27 protein-coding genes are annotated in these 23,561 nt (G+C 73.0%); 21 read left to right on the top strand and 6 right to left on the bottom strand.

Annotated elements, in window-relative coordinates; translation table 11 throughout:
* The 3 genes from ACFQ3T_RS19840 to ACFQ3T_RS19830 form a co-directional block, all read left to right on the top strand.
* On the top strand, positions 1-1,303 hold a 1,303-nt coding region (locus tag ACFQ3T_RS19840; protein ID WP_380724800.1), incomplete at its 5' end, for a DAK2 domain-containing protein.
* Positions 1,304-1,317: 14 nt separating this feature from the next.
* Positions 1,318-3,498: an ATP-dependent DNA helicase RecG gene (gene recG, locus ACFQ3T_RS19835; RefSeq protein ID WP_380724799.1), complete on the top strand. Its 2,181-nt coding sequence runs from the start codon at positions 1,318-1,320 to the stop codon at positions 3,496-3,498.
* A gap of 23 nt (positions 3,499-3,521) precedes the next feature.
* Positions 3,522-4,334, top strand: coding sequence for a hypothetical protein (locus tag ACFQ3T_RS19830; protein WP_380724798.1), 813 nt, complete (start codon positions 3,522-3,524; stop codon positions 4,332-4,334).
* Between the two features lie 15 nt (positions 4,335-4,349).
* Here ACFQ3T_RS19830 and ACFQ3T_RS19825 read toward each other — a convergent pair whose 3' ends face one another.
* Positions 4,350-5,762: a coiled-coil domain-containing protein gene (locus ACFQ3T_RS19825; protein ID WP_380724797.1), complete on the bottom strand. Its 1,413-nt coding sequence runs from the start codon at positions 5,760-5,762 to the stop codon at positions 4,350-4,352.
* A gap of 488 nt (positions 5,763-6,250) precedes the next feature.
* On the opposite strand from ACFQ3T_RS19825, the gene ACFQ3T_RS19820 reads away from it, so the two are divergent.
* The 12 genes from ACFQ3T_RS19820 to mutM all read left to right on the top strand — a co-directional run bounded on the left by ACFQ3T_RS19820 (position 6,251) and on the right by mutM (position 16,824).
* Positions 6,251-9,628: a pyruvate carboxylase gene (locus ACFQ3T_RS19820; RefSeq protein ID WP_380724796.1), complete on the top strand. Its 3,378-nt coding sequence runs from the start codon at positions 6,251-6,253 to the stop codon at positions 9,626-9,628.
* A 135-nt stretch (positions 9,629-9,763) separates the two neighbouring features.
* Positions 9,764-10,846, top strand: coding sequence for an MBL fold metallo-hydrolase (locus ACFQ3T_RS19815; protein WP_380724795.1), 1,083 nt, complete (start codon positions 9,764-9,766; stop codon positions 10,844-10,846).
* The gene (locus ACFQ3T_RS19810; RefSeq protein ID WP_380724794.1) at positions 10,843-11,556 is read left to right on the top strand and encodes an SDR family NAD(P)-dependent oxidoreductase; all 714 of its coding nucleotides are present in this window, start codon (positions 10,843-10,845) and stop codon (positions 11,554-11,556) included. The genes ACFQ3T_RS19815 and ACFQ3T_RS19810 overlap by 4 nt, the downstream gene beginning before the upstream one ends.
* A 51-nt stretch (positions 11,557-11,607) precedes the next feature.
* Positions 11,608-12,174: a 16S rRNA (guanine(966)-N(2))-methyltransferase RsmD gene (gene rsmD / locus ACFQ3T_RS19805; protein ID WP_380724793.1), complete on the top strand. Its 567-nt coding sequence runs from the start codon at positions 11,608-11,610 to the stop codon at positions 12,172-12,174.
* Between the two features lie 54 nt (positions 12,175-12,228).
* Positions 12,229-12,711, top strand: a complete 483-nt coding sequence (coaD, locus tag ACFQ3T_RS19800) for a pantetheine-phosphate adenylyltransferase (protein ID WP_380724792.1) — start codon at positions 12,229-12,231, stop codon at positions 12,709-12,711.
* A gap of 65 nt (positions 12,712-12,776) precedes the next feature.
* Entirely contained in the window at positions 12,777-13,184 is a 408-nt protein-coding gene (locus tag ACFQ3T_RS19795) for a ribonuclease domain-containing protein (protein WP_380724791.1), read from the top strand.
* 87 nt (positions 13,185-13,271) lie between these two features.
* Entirely contained in the window at positions 13,272-13,988 is a 717-nt protein-coding gene (locus ACFQ3T_RS19790; protein WP_380724790.1) for a DivIVA domain-containing protein, read from the top strand.
* A gap of 114 nt (positions 13,989-14,102) precedes the next feature.
* The gene (locus tag ACFQ3T_RS19785; protein WP_380724789.1) at positions 14,103-14,690 is read left to right on the top strand and encodes a YceD family protein; all 588 of its coding nucleotides are present in this window, start codon (positions 14,103-14,105) and stop codon (positions 14,688-14,690) included.
* Positions 14,691-14,692: 2 nt separating this feature from the next.
* Positions 14,693-14,875 (top strand): 50S ribosomal protein L32, encoded by a 183-nt coding sequence (gene rpmF, locus ACFQ3T_RS19780; RefSeq protein WP_073896635.1) that lies wholly within the window; start codon positions 14,693-14,695, stop codon positions 14,873-14,875.
* 30 nt (positions 14,876-14,905) lie between these two features.
* Positions 14,906-15,718 carry a ribonuclease III gene (gene rnc, locus ACFQ3T_RS19775; RefSeq protein WP_380724788.1) on the top strand — a complete coding sequence of 271 codons (813 nt, stop codon included), beginning with the start codon at positions 14,906-14,908 and terminating at the stop codon, positions 15,716-15,718.
* A 7-nt stretch (positions 15,719-15,725) separates the two neighbouring features.
* Positions 15,726-15,956, top strand: a complete 231-nt coding sequence (locus tag ACFQ3T_RS19770; protein ID WP_380724787.1) for a hypothetical protein — start codon at positions 15,726-15,728, stop codon at positions 15,954-15,956.
* A 10-nt stretch (positions 15,957-15,966) separates the two neighbouring features.
* On the top strand, positions 15,967-16,824 hold the full coding sequence (mutM, locus tag ACFQ3T_RS19765) for a bifunctional DNA-formamidopyrimidine glycosylase/DNA-(apurinic or apyrimidinic site) lyase (protein WP_380724786.1): 858 nt from the start codon (positions 15,967-15,969) through the stop codon (positions 16,822-16,824).
* Here mutM and ACFQ3T_RS19760 read toward each other — a convergent pair whose 3' ends face one another.
* Complete coding sequence (locus tag ACFQ3T_RS19760; protein WP_380724785.1) at positions 16,825-17,316, bottom strand: MarR family winged helix-turn-helix transcriptional regulator; 492 nt, start codon at positions 17,314-17,316, stop codon at positions 16,825-16,827.
* A gap of 256 nt (positions 17,317-17,572) precedes the next feature.
* Here ACFQ3T_RS19760 and ACFQ3T_RS19755 point away from each other — a divergent pair, with 256 nt between their 5' ends.
* Entirely contained in the window at positions 17,573-18,250 is a 678-nt protein-coding gene (locus ACFQ3T_RS19755) for a response regulator (protein ID WP_380724784.1), read from the top strand.
* Positions 18,251-18,287: 37 nt separating this feature from the next.
* Positions 18,288-18,824, top strand: a complete 537-nt coding sequence (locus ACFQ3T_RS19750) for a TetR/AcrR family transcriptional regulator (RefSeq protein WP_380724783.1) — start codon at positions 18,288-18,290, stop codon at positions 18,822-18,824.
* Between the two features lie 3 nt (positions 18,825-18,827).
* On the opposite strand, the gene ACFQ3T_RS19745 is transcribed toward ACFQ3T_RS19750, so the two are convergent.
* The gene (locus ACFQ3T_RS19745) at positions 18,828-19,931 is read right to left on the bottom strand and encodes an NAD(P)/FAD-dependent oxidoreductase (RefSeq protein ID WP_380724782.1); all 1,104 of its coding nucleotides are present in this window, start codon (positions 19,929-19,931) and stop codon (positions 18,828-18,830) included.
* Between the two features lie 69 nt (positions 19,932-20,000).
* On the opposite strand from ACFQ3T_RS19745, the gene ACFQ3T_RS19740 reads away from it, so the two are divergent.
* The gene (locus ACFQ3T_RS19740) at positions 20,001-20,531 is read left to right on the top strand and encodes a GNAT family N-acetyltransferase (protein ID WP_380724781.1); all 531 of its coding nucleotides are present in this window, start codon (positions 20,001-20,003) and stop codon (positions 20,529-20,531) included.
* Positions 20,532-20,534: 3 nt separating this feature from the next.
* Here the strand turns inward: ACFQ3T_RS19740 and ACFQ3T_RS19735 are convergent, their stop codons facing one another.
* From ACFQ3T_RS19735 to ACFQ3T_RS19725, 3 genes are all read right to left on the bottom strand, one after another.
* On the bottom strand, positions 20,535-21,014 hold the full coding sequence (locus ACFQ3T_RS19735) for a hypothetical protein (protein WP_380724780.1): 480 nt from the start codon (positions 21,012-21,014) through the stop codon (positions 20,535-20,537).
* Between the two features lie 134 nt (positions 21,015-21,148).
* Positions 21,149-21,640 (bottom strand): hypothetical protein, encoded by a 492-nt coding sequence (locus ACFQ3T_RS19730; protein ID WP_380724779.1) that lies wholly within the window; start codon positions 21,638-21,640, stop codon positions 21,149-21,151.
* Positions 21,641-21,668: 28 nt separating this feature from the next.
* Positions 21,669-22,382, bottom strand: a complete 714-nt coding sequence (locus tag ACFQ3T_RS19725) for a CAP domain-containing protein (RefSeq protein WP_380724778.1) — start codon at positions 22,380-22,382, stop codon at positions 21,669-21,671.
* Between the two features lie 64 nt (positions 22,383-22,446).
* On the opposite strand from ACFQ3T_RS19725, the gene ACFQ3T_RS19720 reads away from it, so the two are divergent.
* From ACFQ3T_RS19720 to ACFQ3T_RS19710, 3 genes are all read left to right on the top strand, one after another.
* Positions 22,447-22,743 (top strand): acylphosphatase, encoded by a 297-nt coding sequence (locus tag ACFQ3T_RS19720; RefSeq protein WP_380724777.1) that lies wholly within the window; start codon positions 22,447-22,449, stop codon positions 22,741-22,743.
* A gap of 33 nt (positions 22,744-22,776) precedes the next feature.
* Positions 22,777-23,283 (top strand): sigma-70 family RNA polymerase sigma factor, encoded by a 507-nt coding sequence (locus ACFQ3T_RS19715; RefSeq protein WP_380724776.1) that lies wholly within the window; start codon positions 22,777-22,779, stop codon positions 23,281-23,283.
* A partial coding sequence (locus tag ACFQ3T_RS19710; RefSeq protein ID WP_380724775.1) for an anti-sigma factor family protein occupies positions 23,280-23,561 on the top strand: 282 nt, incomplete at its 3' end. The genes ACFQ3T_RS19715 and ACFQ3T_RS19710, both read left to right, overlap by 4 nt.

The raw sequence follows: 23,561 nt of genomic DNA, 5'->3' as shown, positions 1-23,561 counted from the left end.
CCCGGCGTCCGACGCGGCGTTGCGGCGGGCGTTGCTGCGGGCCGACGAGCTGGCCACCGCCGCCGTGTCGAAGCCGGTCGCGGGCACCGTGCTGTCCGTGCTGCACGCGGCGGCCGAGGCGGCTCGGGACTGCGCGTCCGACGACCTGGACGACGTGGTGAAGGCCGCCGCGAACGACGGCGGCGAGGCGCTGGCGGACACGCCCCGGCAGCTCGCCGTGCTGGCCAAGGCCGGTGTGGTCGACGCGGGCGGGCGCGGGCTGGTCGTGCTGCTGGACACGTTGGCGGCGGTGATCACGGGACGCGCGGCCGAGCCCGCGCCGGTGACCGCCACCGTCCCGCGCGACTCGCTGACCACCGCCCGCGAGGCCGGGTCGGCCGAGTACGAGTACGAGGTCATGTACCTGCTCGACGGGCCGGCCGACCGCGAGCCCGACGTCGAGCGGCTGAAGGCCGACCTGCGGGCGGTGGGCGACTGCGTGTCCGTGGTCGGCGACGGCGCCGGGCTGTGGACGGTGCACGTGCACTGCAACGACATCGGCGCGGCCGTCGAGGCGGGCATCCGCGCCGGTCGCCCGCACCGCATCACGGTGGCCCGGTTCGCCGACCAGATCGCCGCCCAGGCGCCCCGGTTCGTGCGCGACCGGGCGATCGTGGCGCTCGTGGACGGCGAGGGCGCGGCCGAGCTGTTCCGGTCCGAGGGCGCGGTGGTGTTCGAACCCGGCGACGCGGTGACGGCCGCCGACCTGCTCGCCGTGGTCGTCGGCACGCGGGCGCGGCACGTGACCGTGCTGCCCGGCGACCCGTCGTTGCGGGAACCGCTGGACGACGCCGTCACCCAGGCCATCGCCGCCGGTCAGGACGTCGTGGTCGTGCCGACGTTCTCGCCGGTGCAGGCGTTGGCGGCGCTCGCCGTGCACTCGCCGTCCCGGCGCGCGGGCGACGACGTGGTCGCCATGGCCGAGGCCGCGGCCGCCACCCGGCGCGGCGAGGTCGCGGTGTCCGAGCGGGAGGCCATCACGTGGGTCGGCCGGTGCCGCCCCGGCGACCTGCTCGGCATGGTGGACGGCGAGGTCGTGCTCATCGAGCCCGCCGCGTCCGGCGTGGGCGACCTGGCGTGCCGGCTGGTGGACCGGATGCTCGCCAGCGGCGGCGAGCTGGTCACCGTGCTCTGGGGGCAGGCCGCCCCGGACGGGATCGAGCGGGTGCTGGAAGATCACCTCCGCGTCGCGCACCCGGAGGTGGAGCTGGCCGCCTACCAGGGCGGACAGCGGGACGCCCTGCTGGTTGTCGGTGTCGAGTAGGTGGATGGGCCGGGATGACGACCTTCGACGAGAAGCTGGTGTCGGTGCTCGGCAAGAAGAGCGCCGACGCGCTGGAGGCCGGCCTCGGCCTGACCACGGTCGGTGAGCTGCTGCGCCACTACCCGCGCCGGTACGACGAGCGCGGCAAGCTGACCGAGATCGCCGGGCTGGAGCTGGGCGAGCACGTCACCGTGCAGGCCCGCGTGAAGAGCGCCCGGCAGCGTCGGATGAAGTCGCGCAGCGGCGAGCTGCTGGAGGCCGTGATCACCGACGGCACCAGCGACCTGCACCTGGTGTTCTTCGGGCGCGGCTCGCGCAAGGTCGAGCGGGAGCTGCTGCCGGGGCGCGAGGCGATGTTCGCGGGCAAGGTCGGCATGTTCAACGGCAAGCTCCAGCTCGCCCACCCCGACTACCAGGTGCTGGACGGCGAGGGCGCGTCGGCGGCCGACTTCGCGGGCGCGTTCATCCCCGTCTACCCGGCGGCGCAGGGCATCCAGTCGTGGAACGTGTCCAACTGCGTCGAGCAGGTGCTCGCGGTGTGGGACGGCGTCGGCGAGGACCCGCTGCCGGACCAGCTGCGCGAGTCGCGCGGCCTGATCCCGCTGGAAGAGGCGCTGCGGACGATCCACCGGCCGGACAGCTGGGCCGCCATCGCCGTCGCCCAGCAGCGGTTGAAGTGGGACGAGGCGATGGCCGTGCAGCTGACCCTGGCGCAACGCCGCCGTTCGGCCACGGCCCGCCCCGCCCCCGCGTGCCCGCCCCGGCCGGGCCTGGTGCGGGACGCGTTCGACGCGCGCCTGCCGTTCGAGCTGACGGCGGGCCAGCGCGAGGTGGGCGAGCAGATCGCGCGCGACCTGTCCGGCGAGCACCCGATGAACCGGCTCCTCCAGGGCGAGGTCGGGTCGGGCAAGACGATGGTGGCGCTGCGGGCGATGCTGCAGGTCGTGGACGCCGGGCGGCAGGCGGCGATGCTCGCGCCCACCGAGGTGCTGGCGGCGCAGCACGCGCGGTCGTTGCGGGAGCTGCTGGGCGACCTCGCGCAGGCCGGTGAGCTGGGCGGCGCCGAGCACGCGACGCGGGTGACGCTGCTGACCGGGTCGATGGGCGCGCCGGCGCGGAAGCGGGCGATGCTGGAGATCGTGTCCGGCGAGGCCGGGATCGTGGTCGGCACGCACGCGCTGATCCAGGACAAGGTGGAGTTCGCCGACCTCGGCCTGGTCGTGGTGGACGAGCAGCACCGGTTCGGCGTGGAGCAGCGCGCGGCGCTGAGCGGGCGGGCCGGCGGGTCCACGCCGCACGTCCTGGTGATGACGGCCACGCCGATCCCGCGCACGGTCGCCATGACCGTGTACGGCGACCTGGAGGTGTCCGCGCTGCGGGAACTGCCGCGGGGGCGTTCGCCGATCAGCACGTCGGTCGTGCCGGTGGCGGCGAAGCCGGGCTGGCTCGACCGGGCGTGGCAGCGCATCCACGAGGAGGTGGGCAAGGGCCACCAGGTGTACGTCGTGTGCCCGCGCATCGGCGACGGCGCGTCGGAGGACGACGCGGAGGAGCCGCCGAAGGAGGACGGCTCGGACCGCCGGCCTCCGCTGGCCGTGGTGGACGTGGCGAACCGGCTGGCCGAGGGGCCGCTGCGCGGGTTGCGGATCGACATCCTGCACGGCCGGATGCCCGCCGAGGACAAGGACGCCGTGATGCGGGCGTTCGCGGCGAACGAGGTGCAGGTGCTCGTCGCCACGACCGTGGTCGAGGTCGGCGTGAACGTGCCCAACGCCACCGTGATGGTCATCATGGACGCGGACCGGTTCGGCGTGAGCCAGCTGCACCAGCTGCGCGGGCGGGTCGGCCGGGGCAGCGCGCCGGGGCTGTGCCTGCTCGTGACGGAGATGCCGGACGGCACGTCGACGATGGAGCGGCTGCGGGCCGTCGAGTCCACTCTGGACGGCTTCGAGCTGGCCCAGCTGGACCTGGAGCTGCGCCGCGAGGGCGACATCCTCGGCGCGGCGCAGTCCGGGCGGCGGTCGGGGCTCAAGATGCTGTCGCTGCTGCGGGACGAGGACGTGATCGCCGAGGCGCGCGTGGTGGCGCAGGAGGTCGTGGAGGCCGACCCGGAGCTGGCCGCCCACCCAGGCCTCGCGGGCCTGGTCGCGGGCCTGCTGGACGAGGAGCGCGCGGAGTACCTGGAGAAGGCGTAGGACCCGCCTGGGTACCCTGACTCGTGCGCCGATTCCTGTTCGCCCTGGTTCCGCTGGCGCTGGTCGCCTGCACGGCCGCTCCGGCCGGCGACCCCGCCACCACCACGTCGTCGTCACCGCCCAAGGGCGACCTGGCGGTGCTCGCCGAGCGGATCGAGCAGCGGCGGGCGGAGCTGGGGACGGCGGCGTTCCACACCGAGGGCTTCGCGTCCGACGGGCAGGCCACCGAGGTCCGCAACGTCGTGGACGGCTCGCTGCGGCAGGACGCCGACGGGCTCGCGGGCGCGATGACCATGGACGTCTCGACCGGCGGGCAGCCCAAGAAGATCTCCCTGGTCGTGCTGCGCGAGGGCACGTACGTGCAGGTCGAGGGCGCGCCCATGCCCGCGGGCAAGAAGTGGGGCTTCTACACGTCGGCGAACAGCGGCGAGGTGTCCGCGTTGCTGCGCGGCTTCGGGCCGAGCGCGATGGCGGGCGCCGAGCTCGACTACGTGCAGCCGAGGGCGGCGTTGATCGTCGGCCGGGGGTCGGAGGAGGTCGACGGCGTGCCGACGACCCGGTTCGACCTGGTCGTGGACCCGTTGAAGATGGCCAAGGTCATCGAGGACCAGGACATCCAGCTCCAGCACACCCAGCTGGCCGAGTACGGGGTGAAGATCGCCGCGACGGTGTGGGTGGACGGGACGAGCGCGCCGGTCCGCGCCGAGTACCGGTTCGAGCTGGACGGCAAGGTCGTGAAGCAGTCCACCACCCGGTTCCGCGACTGGGGTCGGCCGGTCGCGATCGCCGCCCCGGACCCGGCGGAGGTCGTCCCCGCCGAGCAGCTGCCCGGGTAACGCGCGACCGACGGGCTACCTGGCCTGCCTGCCCGTCTTGGGGATCGGCAGCTGGGTCGTCGTTTGCTCGGACGGGTTGGCGGCCTTCGCCCTGGGCTTCGCCGGGCTCGCGCCGGAGGCGTTGTCGGCACCGGCCTTGGCGCCCGCGGCGGCCTTCGGATCGGCGGCCTTGGCGTGAGCAGGCTTGGCGTCGGTGGTCTTCGCGCCGGCCGCCTTCGCCGCGACCGCCTTCGCCTCGGCAGCCTTCGTGTCGGTGGTGTTCGCCTCGGCAGCCTTGGACCCGCTCGCCTCGCCGTCCGCCGCCTTGGCGTCGGTGGCCTCGTCGGTCGCGGGGGCCGGGGCGGCGACGGCGGACTTCGCGATCTTCTTGGTCTCGGCCTCGCGCTCGTCCCCGGTCGCCGACTCGTCGTCCAGCGGCGTGAGGGAGGCGACGGCGCGGGCCACGGCCTCCTGCGCGGCGGCGAACTGCTCGCTCAGCGAACGGTGCACGCGGTGGAGCTCGGCGAGCTTCGCGTCCGCCGCCGTGGTGCGGCGGTCGGCGTGGGCGTCGGCCTCCGTGATGGTCCGCTCGGCGTGGGCGTCGGCCTCGGTGATCGTGCGCTGGGCGTGGGCGTCGGCCTCGGTGGTGGTCCGCTCGGCCTGGGCGTTGGCCTCGGCCACCGCCTTCTCGGCCTTGGCCAGCGCCTCGGACTCCAGCTCGGCGATCTCCTGCTCCGACCGGGCGCGCAGCCGCGCGACCTCGTCGCGGGCCGCCTCCAGCAGCTTCGCGGCCTCGGCCTTGGCCTCGACGACGTGCACCTCGTGCTCCTGGCGGAGCTTGGCGCGCAGCTCGTCGTACTCCTTGTCCAGGTCGTCGTGGTAGCCCTGGTACTTCTGCTCCAGCTCGACCCGCTTCGCCTCCAGCTCCGCGGTCTTCGCCTCGAACTCGGCGGTCAGCCGCTCGCGGTCGGCGGTGGCCTCGGCCATCAGCGCCTCGTGCTCGGCGGTGAGCTTGGCGCGCAGCTCCTCGTGCGACCGCTCCAGCTCGGTGCGGCGGCCCTCGAACTGGCGGTCCAGCTCCTTCGCCCGGTTCTGGTGGGACGCCTCCAGCTGCCGGCGGCGATCGTCCAGCTCGTTCATGGCCCGCTGGTGCAGGGCCTTGCCCTCGGCCGCGGCGCGCTCAGCCTCGGCCCGGGTCGCGTTCGCCTGGTCGAGCGCGGCCTGCCGGATGTCGGCGATCTCCTCCTCGGCCAACGTCATCATCACGCGCACGCGCTCGGTGACGTTGGAGGCGCTGACCGGGCTGCTGGCCAGGTTGCCGAGCTGCGCCTTCACCTTGTCGAGTTCGGCACGGGTGGTGTTGAGCAGCTTGCTCAGCTCCGCGACCTGGGCCGACGCGGCTTCGCGCGCCCGGTTGGAGTTCTTGAGGTCGAACTCCAGTCGCGTCACCCGTTCGTTCACCTGGCGCTGGTTGTAACCGCGCAGAACGACGTCGAAATGGGTGCGGGCAGCAGGCTGCCCAGTCCCTTCAGCCCCGGCCATGGGGGCAACCCTACCGAGAAGTCGCCCAGGCCAATCACCCGATGCGGGGAACGGACCGTAACGGGGCGGTGATCGAGCGTGCGGTTTGCCGAACAAGCGTTCGACCATGGTCCAGATCACGCTGGGGTGATGTGTGGGCGGCACTGCGTCACGTCAATCCTCCGGCCGCGTGCCGAAGCGTCCGGGGGCTGCGCGACGAGGCCGGGCAAGGGAGAATTCGCGGGCATGGTCCCAGGTCGCGCCGGTCCCGGCGGGGAGAGTGACCGATCACGATGACGTCCGTCACGTGAGATGGAACTCCCGAGGGGCGGGACGCGCACGGTAGCGTGCCTTGATTCGTAGACCTGTGCGCGGGGTCGAGCAGACTCAGCCGAGCAACCGGGAGGGAACGCCGTATGTTCCGCAAGGTTCTTGTCGCCAACCGCGGCGAGATCGCGATCCGGGCCTTTCGCGCTGCCTATGAACTGGGTGCCGGAACGGTGGCCGTCTTCCCCCACGAGGACCGCAACTCCCTGCACCGGTTGAAGGCGGACGAGTCCTACGAGATCGGTGAGCCGGGCCACCCGGTCCGGGCCTACCTGTCCGTGGAGGAGATCATCAAGGCGGCCCGCAAGGCGGGCGTCGACGCGGTCTACCCCGGGTACGGCTTCCTGTCGGAGAACCCCGAGCTGGCCAAGGCCTGCGCCGACGCCGGCATCACGTTCGTCGGCCCGCCGTCGGACGTGCTGGAGCTGACGGGCAACAAGGCCCGCGCCATCGCCGCGGCCCGCGAGGCCGGCCTGCCGGTGCTGAAGTCCAGCGCGCCGTCCAGCGACATCGACGCCCTGGTGGCGGCCGCCGAGGACATCGCCTTCCCGGTGTTCGTCAAGGCGGTCGCGGGCGGTGGCGGCCGCGGCATGCGGCGCGTCGAGGAGAAGAGCGCGCTGCGCGAGGCGCTGGAGGCCGCGTCACGCGAGGCGGAGTCCGCGTTCGGCGACCCGACCGTGTTCCTGGAGCAGGCCGTCGTCGAGCCGCGGCACATCGAGGTGCAGATCCTCGCCGACGGCGAGGGCAACGTGATGCACCTGTTCGAGCGGGACTGCTCGGTGCAGCGGCGGCACCAGAAGGTGATCGAGATCGCGCCCGCGCCGAACCTGTCCCCGGAGCTGCGGGAGCGGATCTGCTCCGACGCCGTCCGGTTCGCCCGGCACATCGGCTACCGCAACGCGGGCACGGTCGAGTTCCTGCTCGACCCGCACGGCAACTACGTCTTCATCGAGATGAACCCGCGCATCCAGGTCGAGCACACGGTCACCGAAGAGGTCACCGACGTGGACCTGGTGCAGTCGCAGATGCGGATCGCGAGCGGCGAGACGCTGGACGACCTGGGGCTGAGCCAGGAGACCGTGCAGCTGCGCGGCGCGGCGCTGCAGTGCCGCATCACCACCGAGGACCCGGCCAACGGGTTCCGCCCCGACACCGGCATGATCAGCGCCTACCGCTCGCCGGGCGGCTCGGGCATCCGGCTGGACGGCGGCACGACCGGCGCGGGCACGGTCATCGGCGCGCACTTCGACTCGATGCTGGTCAAGCTGACCTGCCGCGGCCGCACGTTCTCGGCCGCGGTGGCCCGCGCGCGGCGCGCGGTGGCCGAGTTCCGCATCCGGGGCGTGTCCACGAACATCCCGTTCATCCAGGCGGTGCTGGACGACCCGGACTTCTACGAGGGCCGCGTCACCACCTCGTTCATCGAGAAGCGCCCGCACCTGCTGACCGCCCGGCACTCCGCCGACCGCGGCACGCGCATGCTCACCTACCTCGCCGACGTGACGGTGAACAAGCCGAACGGCCCCCGTCCGTCCGTCGTGGACCCGAAGGTGAAGCTGCCCGCGGTCGACCTCAACGCCGAGCCGCCGGCCGGGTCGCGGCAGAAGCTCGTCGAGCTGGGCCCGGAGGGCTTCGCCCGCTGGCTGCGGGAGAGCAAGGCGCTGGCCGTCACGGACACGACGTTCCGCGACGCGCACCAGTCCCTCCTCGCCACCCGCGTGCGCACCAAGGACCTGCTGGCCGTCGCGCCGCACGTGGCGCGCATGACGCCGCAGCTGCTGTCGCTGGAGGCGTGGGGCGGCGCGACGTACGACGTGGCGCTGCGGTTCCTCGCCGAGGACCCGTGGGAACGGCTCGCCGCGCTGCGCGAGGCCGTGCCGAACATCACCCTCCAGATGCTGCTGCGCGGCCGCAACACGGTCGGCTACACGCCGTACCCCGAGGCCGTGACCAGCGCGTTCGTCGAAGAGGCGACCAAGACAGGCATCGACATCTTCCGCATCTTCGACGCCCTCAACGACGTCGAGCAGATGCGGCCGGCGATCGAGGCGGTGCGGGAGACCGGCACGGCGGTCGCCGAGGTCGCCCTCTGCTACACGTCCGACCTGTCGAACCCGGACGAGCGCCTCTACACGCTCGACTACTACCTCAAGCTGGCCGAGCAGATCGTCGGCGCGGGCGCGCACGTGCTCGCGGTGAAGGACATGGCGGGCCTGCTGCGCCCGCCCGCCGCGGCCCGGCTGGTGACCGCGCTGCGCAAGGAGTTCGACCTCCCGGTCCACCTGCACACCCACGACACGGCGGGCGGCCAGCTGGCCACCTACCTGGCGGCCATCCAGTCCGGTGTGGACGCGGTGGACGGCGCGGTCGCGTCGATGGCGGGCACCACGTCGCAGCCGCCGCTGTCGGCGATCGTGGCCGCGACCGACTACACCGACCGGGCCACGGGCCTCGACCTGCGGGCCGTGTGCGACCTGGAGCCGTACTGGGAGTCGGTGCGCAAGGTCTACGCGCCGTTCGAGTCGGGCATCCCCGGCCCGACCGGCCGCGTGTACTCGCACGAGATCCCCGGCGGGCAGCTGTCGAACCTGCGCACCCAGGCGGTGGCGCTGGGCCTCGGGCAGAAGTTCGAGGAGATCGAGTCCATGTACGCCGCCGCCGACCGGATGCTGGGCCGCCTGGTGAAGGTGACGCCGTCGTCCAAGGTGGTCGGCGACCTGGCGTTGCACCTGGTCGGCGCGGGGGTGTCGCCGCAGGACTTCGAGGCGGACCCCGGCCGCTTCGACATCCCGGCGTCGGTGATCGGGTTCCTGCACGGCGAGCTGGGCGACCCGCCCGGCGGCTGGCCGGAGCCGTTCCGCAGCAAGGCGTTGCAGGGCCGCGCCGCGCCGAAGGGTGTGGCCGAGCTGACCGACGAGGACCTGAAGGGCCTCGAGGACGACCGCCGCAACACGCTCAACCGCCTGCTGTTCCCCGGCCCGACGAAGGAGTTCCGGGCGCACCGCGACGCGTACGGCGACACGAGCGTCCTGGGCAGCAAGGACTTCTTCTACGGCCTGAAGCCGGGCGAGGAGTACCAGGTCGACCTGGAGCCGGGCGTGCGGCTGCTGATCGGGCTGGAGGCGATCGGCGAGGCGGACGAGCGCGGCATCCGCACGGTGATGGCCACGTTGAACGGCCAGCTCCGCCCGATCCAGGTGCGCGACCGGTCGGTCGCGGCCGAGGTGCCGGTGGCGGAGAAGGCGGACCGGGGCAACCCCGGCCACGTCGCCGCGCCGTTCGCCGGTGTCGTCACGCCGAACGTGGCCGAGGACGACCAGGTCGAGGCCGGTCAGACGATCGCGACCATCGAGGCGATGAAGATGGAGGCCGCGATCACCGCGCCGAAGGCGGGCCGGGTGAAGCGCCTGGCCGTGCGCGGCGTGCAGCAGGTGGAGGGCGGCGACCTGCTGATCGTGCTGGAGTGACGTCCGCTTCCTCCGGGCCGGGCGTCGACGTGGCGCCCGGCCCGGAGGCCGTTGCGGTCTGGTCCCGCTCGCCGGGTGCGCACGGTCACCCGACCGCGGGGGAACCGGGCCGTCGGACGTCGCGTTGGACCGGGCATGAAGAAGGTCACCGCAGCCCTGCTCGCCCTCACGGCCGGCGCCGTCGCCTGGGCGGCGCGCGACGTGCCGACCGTGCTGGGCGGCAAGCCCGCGGGTGAGCGGCTGCGGCGGTCGCCCCAGTACCGCGGTGGGAAGTTCCACAACGCCGCGCCCACCCGCACGATGCCGCCGGACGGCGCGGCCGGGACGGTGCGCGAGCTGTTCTTCGGCGGGCAGCAGCGGCGGCCCGTGGGCGAGGTGCCGCTGGTGCCGCCCGCCCCCGGCTCCCCGGACGGCCTGCACATCACCTGGTACGGCCACGCGTCCGCGTTGGTCGAGGTCGACGGCGCGCGCATCCTGATCGACCCGGTGTGGAGCGACCGGTGCTCGCCGTCCCCCGTGGTCGGACCCCGCCGCCTGCACCCGGTCCCGCACCAGCTGCACGAGGTCGGCCGCGTGGACGCCGTCGTCATCTCGCACGACCACTACGACCACCTCGACCTGCCGACGGTGCGCGCGCTCGCCAGGGACCAGGAAGCGGTGTTCGTGGTGCCGCTGGGCATCGGCGCGCACCTGCGCCGCTGGCACGTGCCGGAGCACCGGATCGTCGAGCTGGACTGGCACGAGTCGCACGAGGTGGCCGGCGTCGCGCTCGTCGCGACCCCGGCGCAGCACTTCTCCGGCCGCGGGTTCGACCGGGACAACACGCTGTGGGCGTCCTGGGTCATCAAGGGCCCGGACCACCGCGTCTTCTACAGCGGCGACACGGGCTACTTCGACGGCTACAAGGCGATCGGCGAGGAGCACGGCCCGTTCGACGCCTCCCTGATCCAGATCGGCGCGTACGGCCCGGGGTGGCCGGACATCCACATGACGCCGGAGGACGGCGTGGCCGCCCACCGGGACGTCAGGGGCGGCCTGCTGATCCCGGTGCACTGGGCCACGTTCAACCTCGCGTTCCACGACTGGTCGGAGCCCGTCGACCGGGTGTGGCGCGAGGCCAAGGCGCACGACATCCCGCTCGCCGTCCCTCGTCCGGGTGAGAGGATCAACGTCGACGAACCCCCGGCGGTCGACGGATGGTGGCAAGCACTCGCATGAGCGACAACAGCGACGGCACGAGGACGGCAGTGGTCACGGGCGGCGGCACCGGCATCGGCCGGGCCATCGCCGAGGAGCTGGTCCGGCGCGGCCTCGACGTGGTGATCACCGGGCGCCGCGCGGACGTCCTGGAGCGGACCGCGGGCGAGATCGGCGCGCGGGCGGTGGCGTTCGACGCGGCCGACCAGGCGTCGGTCGACGCGGCGCTCCCGCACCTGCCCGAACGGGTGGACGTGCTGGTCAACAACGCGGGCGGCCTCGCGGACGGCGACGGCCTGAAGCAGGAGTGGCTGGCCATGTACGAGGCGAACGTCGTCACGGCGGTCCTCGTCACCACGGCCCTCGGACCGCGCCTCGCCGACCAGGCCCGCGTGGTCACCATCGGGTCCATCGCGGGCCGGCGAGGCGGCGGCAGCTACGGCGCGGCCAAGGCGGCGGTGGAGGCGTGGACGGCCGAGCTCGCGTTCAAGCTGGGCGGCCGGGGCATCACCGCGAACGTCGTCTCGCCCGGCTTCGTCGACGACACGGAGTTCTTCGGCGGCGGCATGACCGAGCGGCGCCGCGAGACCCTCGTCGCGGAGACGGCCAACGGCCGCGCCGGCACGCCCGCGGACGTCGCGGCGACCGTGGCGTTCCTCGCCTCGCCGGAGGCCGGGCACATCACCGGCCAGGTGATCGCGGTCAACGGCGGCGCGCACCTCGGCCGGTGACGCCGGTGGGACCCTGGCCGGTGGGACCCTGGCCGGTGGGACGATGACGGGGTGACCAGGATCGTCGCGGGCGCCGCCGGTGGCCGCAGACTGCAAGTGCCGCCGCGCGGCACCCGTCCGACGTCCGACCGCGTCCGCGAGGCGTTGTTCAGCTCGCTCGAAGCGCTGGTCGACCTCGACGGCGTCGCGGTGCTCGACCTGTACGCGGGTTCCGGCGCGCTCGGCTTCGAGGCGCTGTCGCGCGGCGCGGCCGCGGCCACGTTCGTCGAGTCGGACAAGCGGGCTGCCGAAGTGCTGAAGGGCAACGCCCGGACCGTCGCCCTGCCCGGCGCGACCGTCCTCAACCGCACCGCGGAGGCCGTCGTCGCGACCCGCCCGGACGCGCCGTGCGACGTGGTGTTCGCCGATCCGCCCTACGCGGTGACCGACGAGCAGCTGGACCGGGTGCTCCAGGCCCTGGTCACGAACGGTTGGACGAAACCGGGCTCGCTCATCATCGTGGAACGGGGCGCGCGCAGTCCTGAACCAATGTGGCCACCTGCCGTGGAATCCTTGCGCAGCAAGCGATATGGCGACACGGCGCTGTATTGGGCGGAACATGTTGACGCCACCGGGTGATGCGGACCACGCACCTGAGTGGATGCGTCCGATCGGGTGCTACCGTCCGAAACCATGACGCGTGCCGTGTGCCCCGGCTCCTACGACCCGGTCACCAACGGACACCTGGACATCATCGGCAGAGCGGCGAAGCTCTTCGACGAGGTCGTCGTCGCCGTGCTCATCAACAAGAACAAGAAGACCTTGTTCTCGGTCGAGGAGCGCACGGAGATGCTGCGCGAGGTCACCTCGCAGTGGCCGAACGTGCGGGTCGACGCCTGGCACGGCCTGCTGGTCGACTACTGCCGGGAGAACGACATCAAGGCCATCGTCAAGGGCCTGCGCGCGGTCAGCGACTACGACTACGAGCTGCAGATGGCGCAGATGAACCACCAGCTCTCGGGCGTCGACACGCTGTTCATGCCGACGAACCCGATCTACAGCTTCCTCGCCAGCTCCCTGGTGAAGGACGTGGCGACCTACGGCGGCGACGTGACCAGCCTGCTGCCGCCCAGCATCAAGGACCGGCTGACCGCGAGGCTCGCAGAGGGTCGCTGACCGGTCACGCCTGGTTAACGTCAGGGGTACCGGGGAGTCACCCGGTGTAGTTACCGTTCACGATCATGAGCGAGATCACATCGCGCACCGTCAAGGTGCTGCTCTCCCTGCTGCTGGTCCTCGCCGGCACGTTCGGCACGTCCGCCACCGCGTCCGCCCAGGCCGCGTGCGGCGACACGTCGGCCTTCCGCAAGGTCGCCCTGTCGAGCCTGCCCACCCAGGCGACTGACACCGTCCGGCTCGTCCAGCGCGGCGGGCCGTACCCATACCCGCAGGACAACCAGACGTTCTACAACCGCGAGGGCATCCTCCCGGCCTGCTACACGGGCTACTACAAGGAGTACACGGTCAAGACGCCCGGCATCTCCACGCGCGGCGCGCGGCGGATCGTCACCGGCAACGCGACCCCGAAGCTGTACTTCTACACGCCCGACCACTACGCGAGCTTCGTCCTGGTGGACATCACCCGGTAGTCGGACACGCCCTGCCGATCTCCCGGCGGCGACGAGATCGGCAGGGCACACTAGGACGGGTACTGATGTGGGCGCGAGGAGTGAGACGTGTACCGGGTGTTCGAGGCCCTCGACGAGCTGGTCACGATCGTCGAGGAAGCGCGTGGCGTGCCGATGACCTCCGGGTGCGTCGTGCCGCGCGGTGACGTGCTCGAACTCCTCGACGACGTGCGCGACGCCATCCCCGCGGAGCTGGACGACGCGCAGGACGTGCTGGACCACCGCGACGAGCTGGTCGGCAAGGCGCAGCACGAGGCGGACCAGAGCCTGAGCAAGGCCCGCGCCGACGCCGAGCGGATGGTCGCCGAGGCGCAGCACGAGGCCGAGCGGATGCTGTCCGAGGCCCGCGCGCGGGCCGAGCGGATGGTGGCCGAGGCCGAGGACCAGGCCCAGCGCACCGTCTCGGCGGGCCGCCAGGAGTACGAGGAGCTGGTGGGTCGGGCCCACGCCGAGGCCGACCGCATGGTCCAGGCCGGTCGGGCGAACTACGAGCGCGCGATCGAGGAGGGCCGGGCGGAGCAGGCGCGCCTGGTCGACCAGACCGAGGTCGTGCAGGCCGCGCACGCCGAGTCGGCGCGCGTGCTGGAGGCCGCCCAGGCGGAGGCCATCCGGCTGCGCAACGAGTGCGACGCGTACGTGGACGGCAAGCTGGCCGACTTCGAGGACCTGCTCGCGCACACCCTGCGCAGCGTCGGGAAGGGCCGCTCGCACCTGCGCGGCCCGGCCGTCGCGAGCGCCGCCGCGCCGTTCGACTACCACGACTGACCCGGGTGAGACCCGACCGGACGACCTCCGACCAGCCGATTTCACGCCGACGCCCGTTGTCCCGTACCCTTGACCGGCTAGCCGTGGTAGGTCCCCGGCGGCACACCAAACATCATGTCTGAGCATCGTCACGCCTCCGCGCGTCCCACAGCGACCGGGCCCTGGGTCATCGACACCAGGGACCTCGGGCGTCGTGCGGGCTCCAGCCGCGGTTACCGCAGGACGGTGCCCGCGCCAGGCCTCGGCCTCGCGGGCGTGATCGCGGTACCGGCGGGGGGCAGCGTCGAACTCGACCTCCTGCTGGAGTCGGTGGTCGAGGGAGTGCTCGTGACGGGCACCGCCGCCACGGTGGTCGAAGGGGAGTGCTCGCGCTGCCTGGAGCCGCTGTCGGCGGACGTGCAGGTGGAGCTGACGGAGCTGTACGCGTATCCGGACAGCACCACCGACGAGACCACCGAGGAGGACGAGGTCAGTCGTCTCCACGACGACCTGATCGACCTCGAACCCGTGGTGCGCGACGCCATCGTGCTCGCGTTGCCACAGGTGCCGCTGTGCTCGCCGGACTGCCCCGGGCTGTGCGTCGACTGCGGCGGCAAGCTGGCCGATCTCGGCCCCGACCACGGGCATGAGACGATTGACCCCCGTTGGGCTGCGTTGCAAGAGCGGTTCGGCGGGAATCGTGACAATCCAGAGGAGAACTAGTCGTGGCCGTCCCGAAGCGGAAGATGTCGCGCTCGAACACGCGCTCGCGCCGCGCTCAGTGGAAGACCGCTGCCGTGCACCTGGTGGCCTGCCAGAACAAGGCCTGCCGCCAGCCGAAGCCGCAGCACGTCGCCTGCCCGGCCTGTGGCCAGTACGACGGCCGCCAGGTCGTCCAGCCGGCCTGATCTCCCCTCTGGCGAAGGTAGCGGCGAATCGTGGGGGGTAGGTCGTCGCGCGGTCGGTCCGCCGACCGCGCCCCGTTGATCGAAGCGCTCGGCGTCCCCTTGGACGCCGAGCTGCTGACGCTCGCGCTCACACACCGGTCGTACGCGTACGAGAACGGCGGCCTGCCGCCGAACGAGCGACTGGAGTTCCTCGGCGACGCGGTGCTCGGCCTCGTGGTCACAGATCACCTGTACCGCACGCACCCCGACCTGCCCGAGGGGCAGCTCGCCAAGCTCCGCGCGAGCGTCGTGAACATGCACGCCCTCGCGGGCGTGGCCCGCGGCCTCGGCGACGACGGGCTGGGCGGGCACCTGCTGCTCGGTCGCGGCGAGGAGCTGACCGGTGGCAGGGACAAGGCGAGCATCCTCGCTGACGGCCTCGAAGCCGTCATCGGCGCGGTGTACCTGCAGTTCGGCATCGAAACCGCGCGTCAACTGGTTCACCACCTGTTCGACCCGTTGCTGGCGGAAGCGCCACTCCGGGGCGCCGGGCTGGACTGGAAGACCAGTCTCCAGGAGCTGACCGCCTCGGCCGGTCTCGGCGTCCCCGAGTACCGGGTGGACGACCAGGGACCGGACCACCGCAAGGAGTTCACCGCCACGGTGCTCGTCGGTGGTCAGGCCTACGGCACCGGCGACGGCCGCACGAAGAAAGAAGCCGAGCAGAAGGCGGCCGAGGCCGCCTACCGCGTGTTGCACGAACGGGTTCGCGCCGAGCAGGAGACCGGCGCGTCCGGGAACGGCCACCGCGACTCGGCGACCACGCAGGCTTCACCTCAGGCTTCACCTACTCAGGAAGACTGACGCCGAAATGTATGCCACGAACGTCCGGACGAACCGACGCGCGCGCCACGCGCGTCCTTCCCGCCCGCTGAACGCCAGCCGCAACGGCGGCATCCAGGGCCTGGTCCTCGTGCGCGACACCGCCCAGGCGGGCGGTTGGATGCTCAAGCCGACCAAGCCGCAGGCCGCCGCGTACGAGATGCTCGAAGAGCTCGAGCGCGCCGAGGCCGAGGCCGCCGAGCGCGAGTCCGAGGACTGATCGACCGCCCGTGCCCGAGCTGCCCGAGGTAGAAGTAGTCCGCCGAGGTCTGCACGAGCACGTGGCCGGCAGGACCGTCGCCGCTGTCGACGTCCTCCACCCACGAGCGATCCGCCGCCACCTGCCCGGTGCGGCGGATTTCGCCGTGCGCCTGGTCGGTCAGCGGCTCGACGCCGTGCGGCGGCGCGGCAAGTACCTGTGGATCGACCTGTCCGGCGGCGAGGCCGTGCTCGCGCACCTCGGCATGAGCGGCCAGATGCTGGTCCAGCCCGTCGGCACGCCGGACGAGAAGCACCTGCGGGTGCGGGTCCGGTTCGCCGACGACGGCCCCGAGCTGCGGTTCGTGGACCAGCGCACGTTCGGCGGCGTGGCGTTGGCGGACCTCGTCGAGGTCGACGGCGTCCGGGTGCCGCTGCCGATGGCGCACATCGCGCGCGACCCGATGGACCCGGCGTTCGACCCGGGCGCCGCGGTCGCCGCGCTGCGGAGGCGCCGGACCGGGGTGAAGCGCGCGCTTCTCGACCAGACCCTCGTGTCGGGCGTCGGGAACATCTACGCCGACGAGGCGCTGTGGCGGGCCAAGCTGCACGGCCTGCGCCCGGCGGACCGGCTGACCAGGCCGAAGGCCGCCGAGTTGCTCGCGCACGCCACGCAGGTGATGTACGAGGCGCTGGGCGAGGGCGGCACGTCGTTCGACGCGCTCTACGTCAACGTGAACGGCCAGTCGGGCTACTTCGACCGGTCCCTGGCCGTGTACGGGCGGGAGGGCGAGCCGTGCCGGCGGTGCGGCGCGCCGATCCGGCGGGAGCCGTTCATGAACCGGTCGTCGTACTCGTGCCCGCGCTGCCAGCCCCGGCCGCGGGTCTGATCACCGCGTCGCCCGCACCGGGGCGGCCTGCACCGAGGCGGACCGGGCGGCGGGCTGCGCCGGGGCGGGATCGGCGAGCCTGCGCAGCAGCGGCGTGACGGACTTCAGCGTGTCGCGGTCCTCGGGGGAGAGCCGGGACAGCCGCTCGGACAACATCTCGGCCTCGCCGTGCGCCAGGGACACGATGGTGTCCCGGCCGAGCCCGGTCAGCTCGACGATCGTGGCCCGCCCGTCGGCCGGGTCGGACTCGCGGCGCACCAGGCCGCTCGACTCCAGGCCGGTCACCACCGTGGTCGCCGTGGGCTGCGAGCACAGCGCCCGCACCGCGATCTCGCCGATCCGCATCGGTCCCTGCGACGCCAGCTCCGCGAGGACCAGCAGCTGGGTCGGCTGGAGCCGGCGCACGGACGCGGACTGGCGCAGGCTGCGGATCAGCCGGTGCACGGCGACCACGAGTTGTAACGCATCCTGATTAGTCACACTAGTGGTCATCAAGACCCTCCTCGCGGCTCACCGTGAGTGAGCATGTGGCCGAATTCGGACAGGACATTCGCACTTTCGAAGTACAGCTGTCCAGTAAACGGATTCATTCGCACCCGGATGTACTCACCCTTTCCGCACCGATGCGGAGAGGAGTCCGTCAGAACGGCATAAAAGGTGGTCGGGACGCCATCAAGGGCGCGTCAGGAACTTGGCCGCACGTAGTCGCGCGGGACGTCGCCCGAGGCCCCGGGCGTAGTGTCGCAGCGTGACAAAGGTGCTGGTGGTCGACGACGAGCCGCAGATCGTGCGGGCGTTGCGGATCAACCTGTCCGCCCGGGGTTACGCCGTGCTGACCGCTCACGACGGCAAGGCCGCGCTCAAGGCCGCCGCCGACGGCAAGCCCGACGTGGTGGTGCTCGACCTCGGCCTCCCCGACGTGGACGGGACCGAGGTGATCGCGGGCCTGCGCGGCTGGACGACCGTGCCGATCATCGTGCTGTCCGCGCGGGTGGACTCGGCGGACAAGGTGGAGGCGCTGGACGCCGGCGCCGACGACTACGTGACCAAGCCGTTCGGGATGGACGAGCTGCTGGCCCGGCTGCGGGCGGCGGTGCGGCGCTCGGCGGTCGTCGAGGGCGGGGACGCGGTCGTGGAGACGGCGTCGTTCACCGTGGACCTGGCCGCGAAGAAGGTGCGCCGGGACGGCGCCGAGGTGCACCTGACGCCCACCGAGTGGGGCGTGCTGGAGCTCCTGGCCCGCAACCGGGGTCGGCTGGTGGCGCAGAAGCAGTTGCTCCAGGAGGTGTGGGGCCCGGCGTACGCCAAGGAGACCCACTACCTGCGGGTGTACCTGGCCCAGTTGCGGCGCAAGCTGGAGCCCGAGCCGGCGCGGCCCCGGCACCTGGTGACCGAGCCGGGGATGGGCTACCGGTTCGAGCCCTAAGCGGGGCCGCGCGGAGAGGGGGTTGCCCGTGGCCACGGTGCCCCGTAGGCCTTACGAGCGGGGCGAACTGCGTTCCGCCGTGGTGACGGCCGCCCGTGCGCTGGTGGCGGCCGAGGGCGTCTCGGGCCTGACCGTGCGGGAGGCCGCCGCGTCGGCCGGGGTGTCCCACGCCGCCGCCCGCCGCCACTTCGCGGACGACGCCGAGCTGGTCGCGGCCGTGGCGGTGCTGGGATTCGACGAACTCGGCGCGGCGGTGTCGGCGGCGGGCGACCGCCTGCACGGGGTGGCGCAGGCCTACGTGGGCTTCGCGGTGGCGAACCCGGCGCTGTACCGGCTGATGTTCGACAGCGGGACGTCGGAACTCGCGGCGGCCGGGCAGCGGGTGCTCGCACCGGCCGTCGCCGCGGCTCGCGGGTCCGGCGAGCCGGCCGGGCACGACGCGACCGTCCTGGTGGCGTGCGTCCTGCACGGCCTGTGCTCGCTCCTGCTCGCCGGGCAACTCCCCGCGGCGCGGTCGGCCGACCTCGCGCGGACCGTGACGGCGCTGGTCGAGTCGGCCCTGGCCGCCCGCTGACGCTCAGCCGGCGGGCAGCGTGGGCCGCCGCTCGAACATGACGGTGCCGCGCACCACCAGCTCCTTGACCCGTGCCGCCAGCCGACCGGTGAGGACGCGCTCCTTGGGGTTGTCGTCGGCGTCCACGAACTGGATCAGCCCGTCCCGGCGGCCCAGGCTGATGCACTGGATGTGGTACCGGAAGTCCAGCGGGACGGGCTCCCGGCCGTTCAGCCGCCTGGCCAGGCCGCGCACGGCCTGCTGGGTCGTCGGCAGGCTCGTCGCGCACGCCATCCGCAGTTCCAGGCCGTCGCGCCGCTTGACCACGGCGGCGTCGCCGACGGCCATGACGTCGGGGTGCGACACCGACGTCGCGGTGTGGTCGACCAGCACCCGGCCGCGGGCGTCCACCGCGAGCCCCGCCTCGGCCGCCAGGTCGGGCACCCGGAAGCCCGCCGTCCACACGACGGTGTCGGCGGCGACCACCTCGCCGGTGGCGAGCACCAGGCCGTCGGCGCGGACCTCGGTGACGTCGGCGTGGTCGCGCACCCGGATGCCGAGCCGGTCGAACACCCGGCGCAGGTGCCGCCTGCCCTTGTCCGACAGCGCCTCGCCGAACCCGCCGCCGGTCACCAGCAGCACGGTGAGGTCCGGACGCGCCTCGGCCAGCTCGGTGGCGGCCTCGACGCCGGTCAGCCCACCGCCGGTCACGGCGACCGTGCGGGCGTTCGCGAGCGCCTTCGCCAGCTCCTCCGCGTCCTCCTGCGTGGACACCGAGTGGGCGTGCTCGGCCGCGCCCGGCACGCCCGTGACGTCCGCGTGGCTGCCCAGCGCGTAGATCAGCCGGTCGTAGGTCAGCGCCCCGCCGGTGAGCTGGACCTTGCGGGTTCCGACGTCGATGCCGGTCACCCGGTCCACCACCAGCTCGACGCCGGTGCCCGCGACCAGGTCCGCGAGCGGCAGGTCGCGCAACGGCTGCCCGGTCGCGAGCTGGTGCAGCCGCACCCGCTCCACGAACCGGTCCCGCGCGTTGACCAGGGTGACCCGGGCGCCGGTCCACCTCGCCGTCAGCTTGGCCGCCGCCAGGCCCGCGTACCCGGCGCCGACCACCACGATGTGCTCTGCCATGTCCCCGTCCTCTCGTCAGGGGTGGAGCGAGGTGGGGCGCGTGATCGTGACGGGCCTAGGGTGTGAACCGTGTCACGGGTATCGGTGGTCCACACCTGGCAGTTGTCCGGAGCGGCGCTCGCCGCGGTCCGGGAGCTGCTGGACGAGGCGTTCGACGGGGACTTCGGCGAGGAGGACTGGGAGCACGCCCTCGGCGGGGTGCACGCCCTCGTGCACGACGGTGACGAGCTGGTCGGCCACGGCGCGGTCGTGCAGCGCCGCCTGCTCCACGGCGGCCGGGCGCTGCGGGCCGGGTACGTGGAGGGCGTCGCCGTGCGGGCGGACCGACGTCGCCGAGGCGTCGGCGGAGTCGTGATGGCGGCCCTGGAGGACGTCGTGCGCGGCGCGTACGACCTGGGCGCGCTCAGCGCGTCCGAGGACGCCCTGGAGTTCTACGCGGCCCGCGGCTGGCAGCGGTGGCGCGGCCGGACGTTCGCGCTGACGCCCGGCGGGGTCGAGCGCACCGAGGAGGAGGACGACGGGGTGTTCGTCCTGCCGGTGGCGACGCTCGACCCGGCGGGCGACCTCACCTGCGACTGGCGCGACGGCGACGTCTGGTAGCCGTCAGGGCGTGGTCGTGGTGGTCGTGGTGGTGGGTGCGACCGTCGTGGACGTGGAGGAGGACGTCGTCGTCGGCGGGAGGTAGGACGTCGGCGGGTTGCTCGACGGCCTGGTGAACTGCGGCCGGGACGACGTCGCCGCGGTCGGCTCGGGCGGCTGCTCGGGCGGCGGCTGGTCGATCCGGCGCTGCTCCTCCGGCTTGGCCCCGGCCGCGTCACGGCCCGGCGTCGTGCCCACGCGGGTGGACACCGTGACCACCACCGTGACCGGGCGGCCGTCCGGGCCGGCGCTCACCGACGTGCCGACCGTCGCCCTCACCTCGGCCTTCGGCTCGGGCGGACCGGAGTCCGACGCCCGCTCACCCGCGGCCAGCACGGACGCGAGCGTGGCGACCACCGTGGCGACGGCGGCGCCGCCCGCGGCGAGCATCACGACCGAGGAGAACTTCTTCCGGGGTGACGCTTGACGATCTTGGTCGAACACACCATCTCCCTGTGGGGGACCCGGACGGATGGTCAGTGTTCGAGGTATCGGCGGGTCACCCCACCGGTCTTCACCGTTCGAGCGGTCCTCCACCCGATGGTGTGGAGGACCGTCACCCCTCGCGGGCGACCTCGTTACGGCGTGGTCGAGCTGGGCGTGGTGGAGCTGGGCGGGTCGACCGTGGTGGTCGGGTCCGGGTCGGGCGTGGGGGTCGACGTCGACGTCGTGGGCTGCGCCGTCGTGGGCGCCGGGCCCGGCTGCGGGTCGTCCACCGTGGTGGTCGTGGTGGTGCCGTCCGGCTTGGTCACCGTGGTCACGCGGCGGCGCGGCGGCGTGGTCGTGGTGGGCGCCGCGGCGGACGTCGTGGTGGTCGTCGTGGTCAACGCGGTGCTGGACGTCAGGCTCACCGGCGCGGACGACGACGACGTGCTCGGGACCGTGGTCAGCGTGCTGCGGGACACGACGTCCTCGCGCGGCACCGGGTTGGCGGGGGAGGCGTCGGGGGTCGCGCCGGCGAACGACGCGATGGTGGCGAAGATCGTCGACACGGCGATCCCGGACGCGGCCAGCAGCACGTGGGGCGACACGCGCGGACGGGCGCGCTCGGGCTCCGGGGTCTCGTACAACGGTTCTCCCAAGGTCTGCTTGACGTCTCTACCAGCCGAAGTTCTGGGTCCAGTACCAGCCGCGGGTGTCCAGACCCACGCCGATGGTGGTGAACCCGCAGTTCAGGATGTTGCGCCGGTGCCCGTCGGAGTTCATCCAGGCCCGCATGACCTGGTCCGCCGACCGCTGCCCCTTGGCGATGTTCTCCCCGCCGGGGCTCGGGTAGCCGGCTTCGCGCATCCGCTGCGCGAAGCCGACGCCCTCGGGCGTCGTGTGCGAGAAGTAGTCGCGCTCGGCCATGTCGGCGCTGTGGGCCCGCGCGGCGGCGACCACCCGGTCGTCCACCTTCAGCGGGCCGCAGCCGGCGAGGTCGCGGGCCTCGTTCACCAGGGCCACGACCTGGTCCGCCTCCGACGACCGGGCAGGGGTCGTGGTCGTGGTGGGCGCGGCCGTCGTCTCCGCCGTCGTCGTGGTCGTCGGAACCGTCGTGGTGGTCGTGGTCGTCTCGGTGGTCGTCGTCGTGGTGGTGGTGGTGGTGGTCTCGGACGACGTCGGCGCCGGAGCGGGGGACGGCACGGCCTCCGGCGAGATGGCGCGCGCTGGCTCGCCGAGGCCGCCCACCCCGCCGACGCCGCCGTTGTCGGAACCGTCGCGCTGTGCTGCGCTTTCCCCGACGAACGGGGCGAGCTGGTCCGGGTTCGCGACGGCGACGCCGGTCGCACCGGCCGCGCCGAGGAGCAGGCCGACGAGTCCGCCGATCACGGATCGGTTACCGCGCCGTGCAGTCACGGTCGCGCACCGTACCACTAATGGGTGAAATGACAGGATGGCTGTTGTGGCTGGAGCAGAGGGGACCGTGCGGCTGACCGCGTGGGTCCGGGGGCAGGTGCAGGGCGTGGGCTTCCGGTGGTGGACGCGTTCGCGGGCTCTTGAGCTGGGACTTGTCGGTTCGGCGGCCAACCTGCGTGACGGGCGGGTCGAGGTGAACGCCGAAGGGTCGGAATCCGCGTGCCGGGATCTGCTCGCTGCGCTCCGTTCCGGCGATACCCCCGGTCGGGTGGACTCGGTCGTGGAGCGGTGGTCCGACCCCCGCGGCGGCTTGACCGGTTTCGTGGAGCGTTGAACGCCGGCCCGGTCGATGGCGTAGTACTTCGGTGTGGACCGTGGCGAAGATGTCGTCAGGCAGCTGTACGGCCGTTGGCGCGGCCCGCTGCACGGCTACGTCCTGCGCATGGTCGGCGGCGACCACCAGCAGGCCGAGGACGTGGTCCAGGAGACCCTGCTGCGGGCGTGGCGGCACGCCGACGAGCTGACGCCCGCCGACGCCGGACCGTGGCTCTACACGGTCGCCCGGAACCTGGTCATCTCCGGCTTCCGCAAGCGCGGCGGCCGCAACTCGGAGGTGCCCATCGAACCCGGTGACCTCCCCCCGGTCGCGGACGAGGTGGACCACGTCCTCCAGAGCTGGCAGGTCGCGGAGGCGCTGCGGGCGCTGACCGCCGACCACCGCAACGTGGTGGTCGAGCTGTACTACCGCAGGCGTTCGGTCGCCGAGGCGGCGGCGGTCCTGGGCATCCCGCCGGGCACGGTCAAGTCGCGCTGCTTCTACGCCCTGCGGGCGCTGCGCGACGCGTTGGAGGAGCGGGGGGTGACCGAGTCGTGAGCTGTGACCGGACCGTGGCGCTCGGCGCCTACCTGCTCGGCTCCCTCGACCCGGCCGAGCGGTCGTCGTTCGAGCGGCACCTGCACGGCTGCTCCGTCTGCCGCCGCGAGATGGTGCGGCTCGCGCCGCTGCCGGGCCTGCTCGGCCAGGTCCAGCTCTCGGACCTGGAGCTCTCGCTCGACGACCCGGGGCCCGGCCCCGACCTGTGGCCGCTGCCGCCCCGCGACGAACCCGAGGCCGACCCGCCGCCCGCCCGCACGCGCCGTCGCCGCCGGCCG

It is taken from the genome of Saccharothrix hoggarensis (genome assembly GCF_042678885.1).
GTDB lineage: Bacteria > Actinomycetota > Actinomycetes > Mycobacteriales > Pseudonocardiaceae > Actinosynnema > Actinosynnema hoggarensis.
This window is presented reverse-complemented; position numbering and strand designations above follow the sequence as displayed.

What these genes read in the sequence shown, in the direction of transcription:
- recG (WP_380724799.1), top strand. Translation starts at nt 1,318, where the DNA reads ATGACGACCTTCGACGAGAAGCTGGTGTCGGTGCTCGGCAAGAAGAGC.
- ACFQ3T_RS19820 (WP_380724796.1), top strand. Translation starts at nt 6,251, where the DNA reads ATGTTCCGCAAGGTTCTTGTCGCCAACCGCGGCGAGATCGCGATCCGG.
- ACFQ3T_RS19815 (WP_380724795.1), top strand. Translation starts at nt 9,764, where the DNA reads ATGAAGAAGGTCACCGCAGCCCTGCTCGCCCTCACGGCCGGCGCCGTC.
- ACFQ3T_RS19810 (WP_380724794.1), top strand. Translation starts at nt 10,843, where the DNA reads ATGAGCGACAACAGCGACGGCACGAGGACGGCAGTGGTCACGGGCGGC.
- coaD (WP_380724792.1), top strand. Translation starts at nt 12,229, where the DNA reads ATGACGCGTGCCGTGTGCCCCGGCTCCTACGACCCGGTCACCAACGGA.
- ACFQ3T_RS19795 (WP_380724791.1), top strand. Translation starts at nt 12,777, where the DNA reads ATGAGCGAGATCACATCGCGCACCGTCAAGGTGCTGCTCTCCCTGCTG.
- ACFQ3T_RS19785 (WP_380724789.1), top strand. Translation starts at nt 14,103, where the DNA reads ATGTCTGAGCATCGTCACGCCTCCGCGCGTCCCACAGCGACCGGGCCC.
- ACFQ3T_RS19770 (WP_380724787.1), top strand. Translation starts at nt 15,726, where the DNA reads ATGTATGCCACGAACGTCCGGACGAACCGACGCGCGCGCCACGCGCGT.
- ACFQ3T_RS19760 (WP_380724785.1), bottom strand. Translation starts at nt 17,316, where the DNA reads ATGACCACTAGTGTGACTAATCAGGATGCGTTACAACTCGTGGTCGCC.
- ACFQ3T_RS19745 (WP_380724782.1), bottom strand. Translation starts at nt 19,931, where the DNA reads ATGGCAGAGCACATCGTGGTGGTCGGCGCCGGGTACGCGGGCCTGGCG.
- ACFQ3T_RS19720 (WP_380724777.1), top strand. Translation starts at nt 22,447, where the DNA reads ATGGCTGTTGTGGCTGGAGCAGAGGGGACCGTGCGGCTGACCGCGTGG.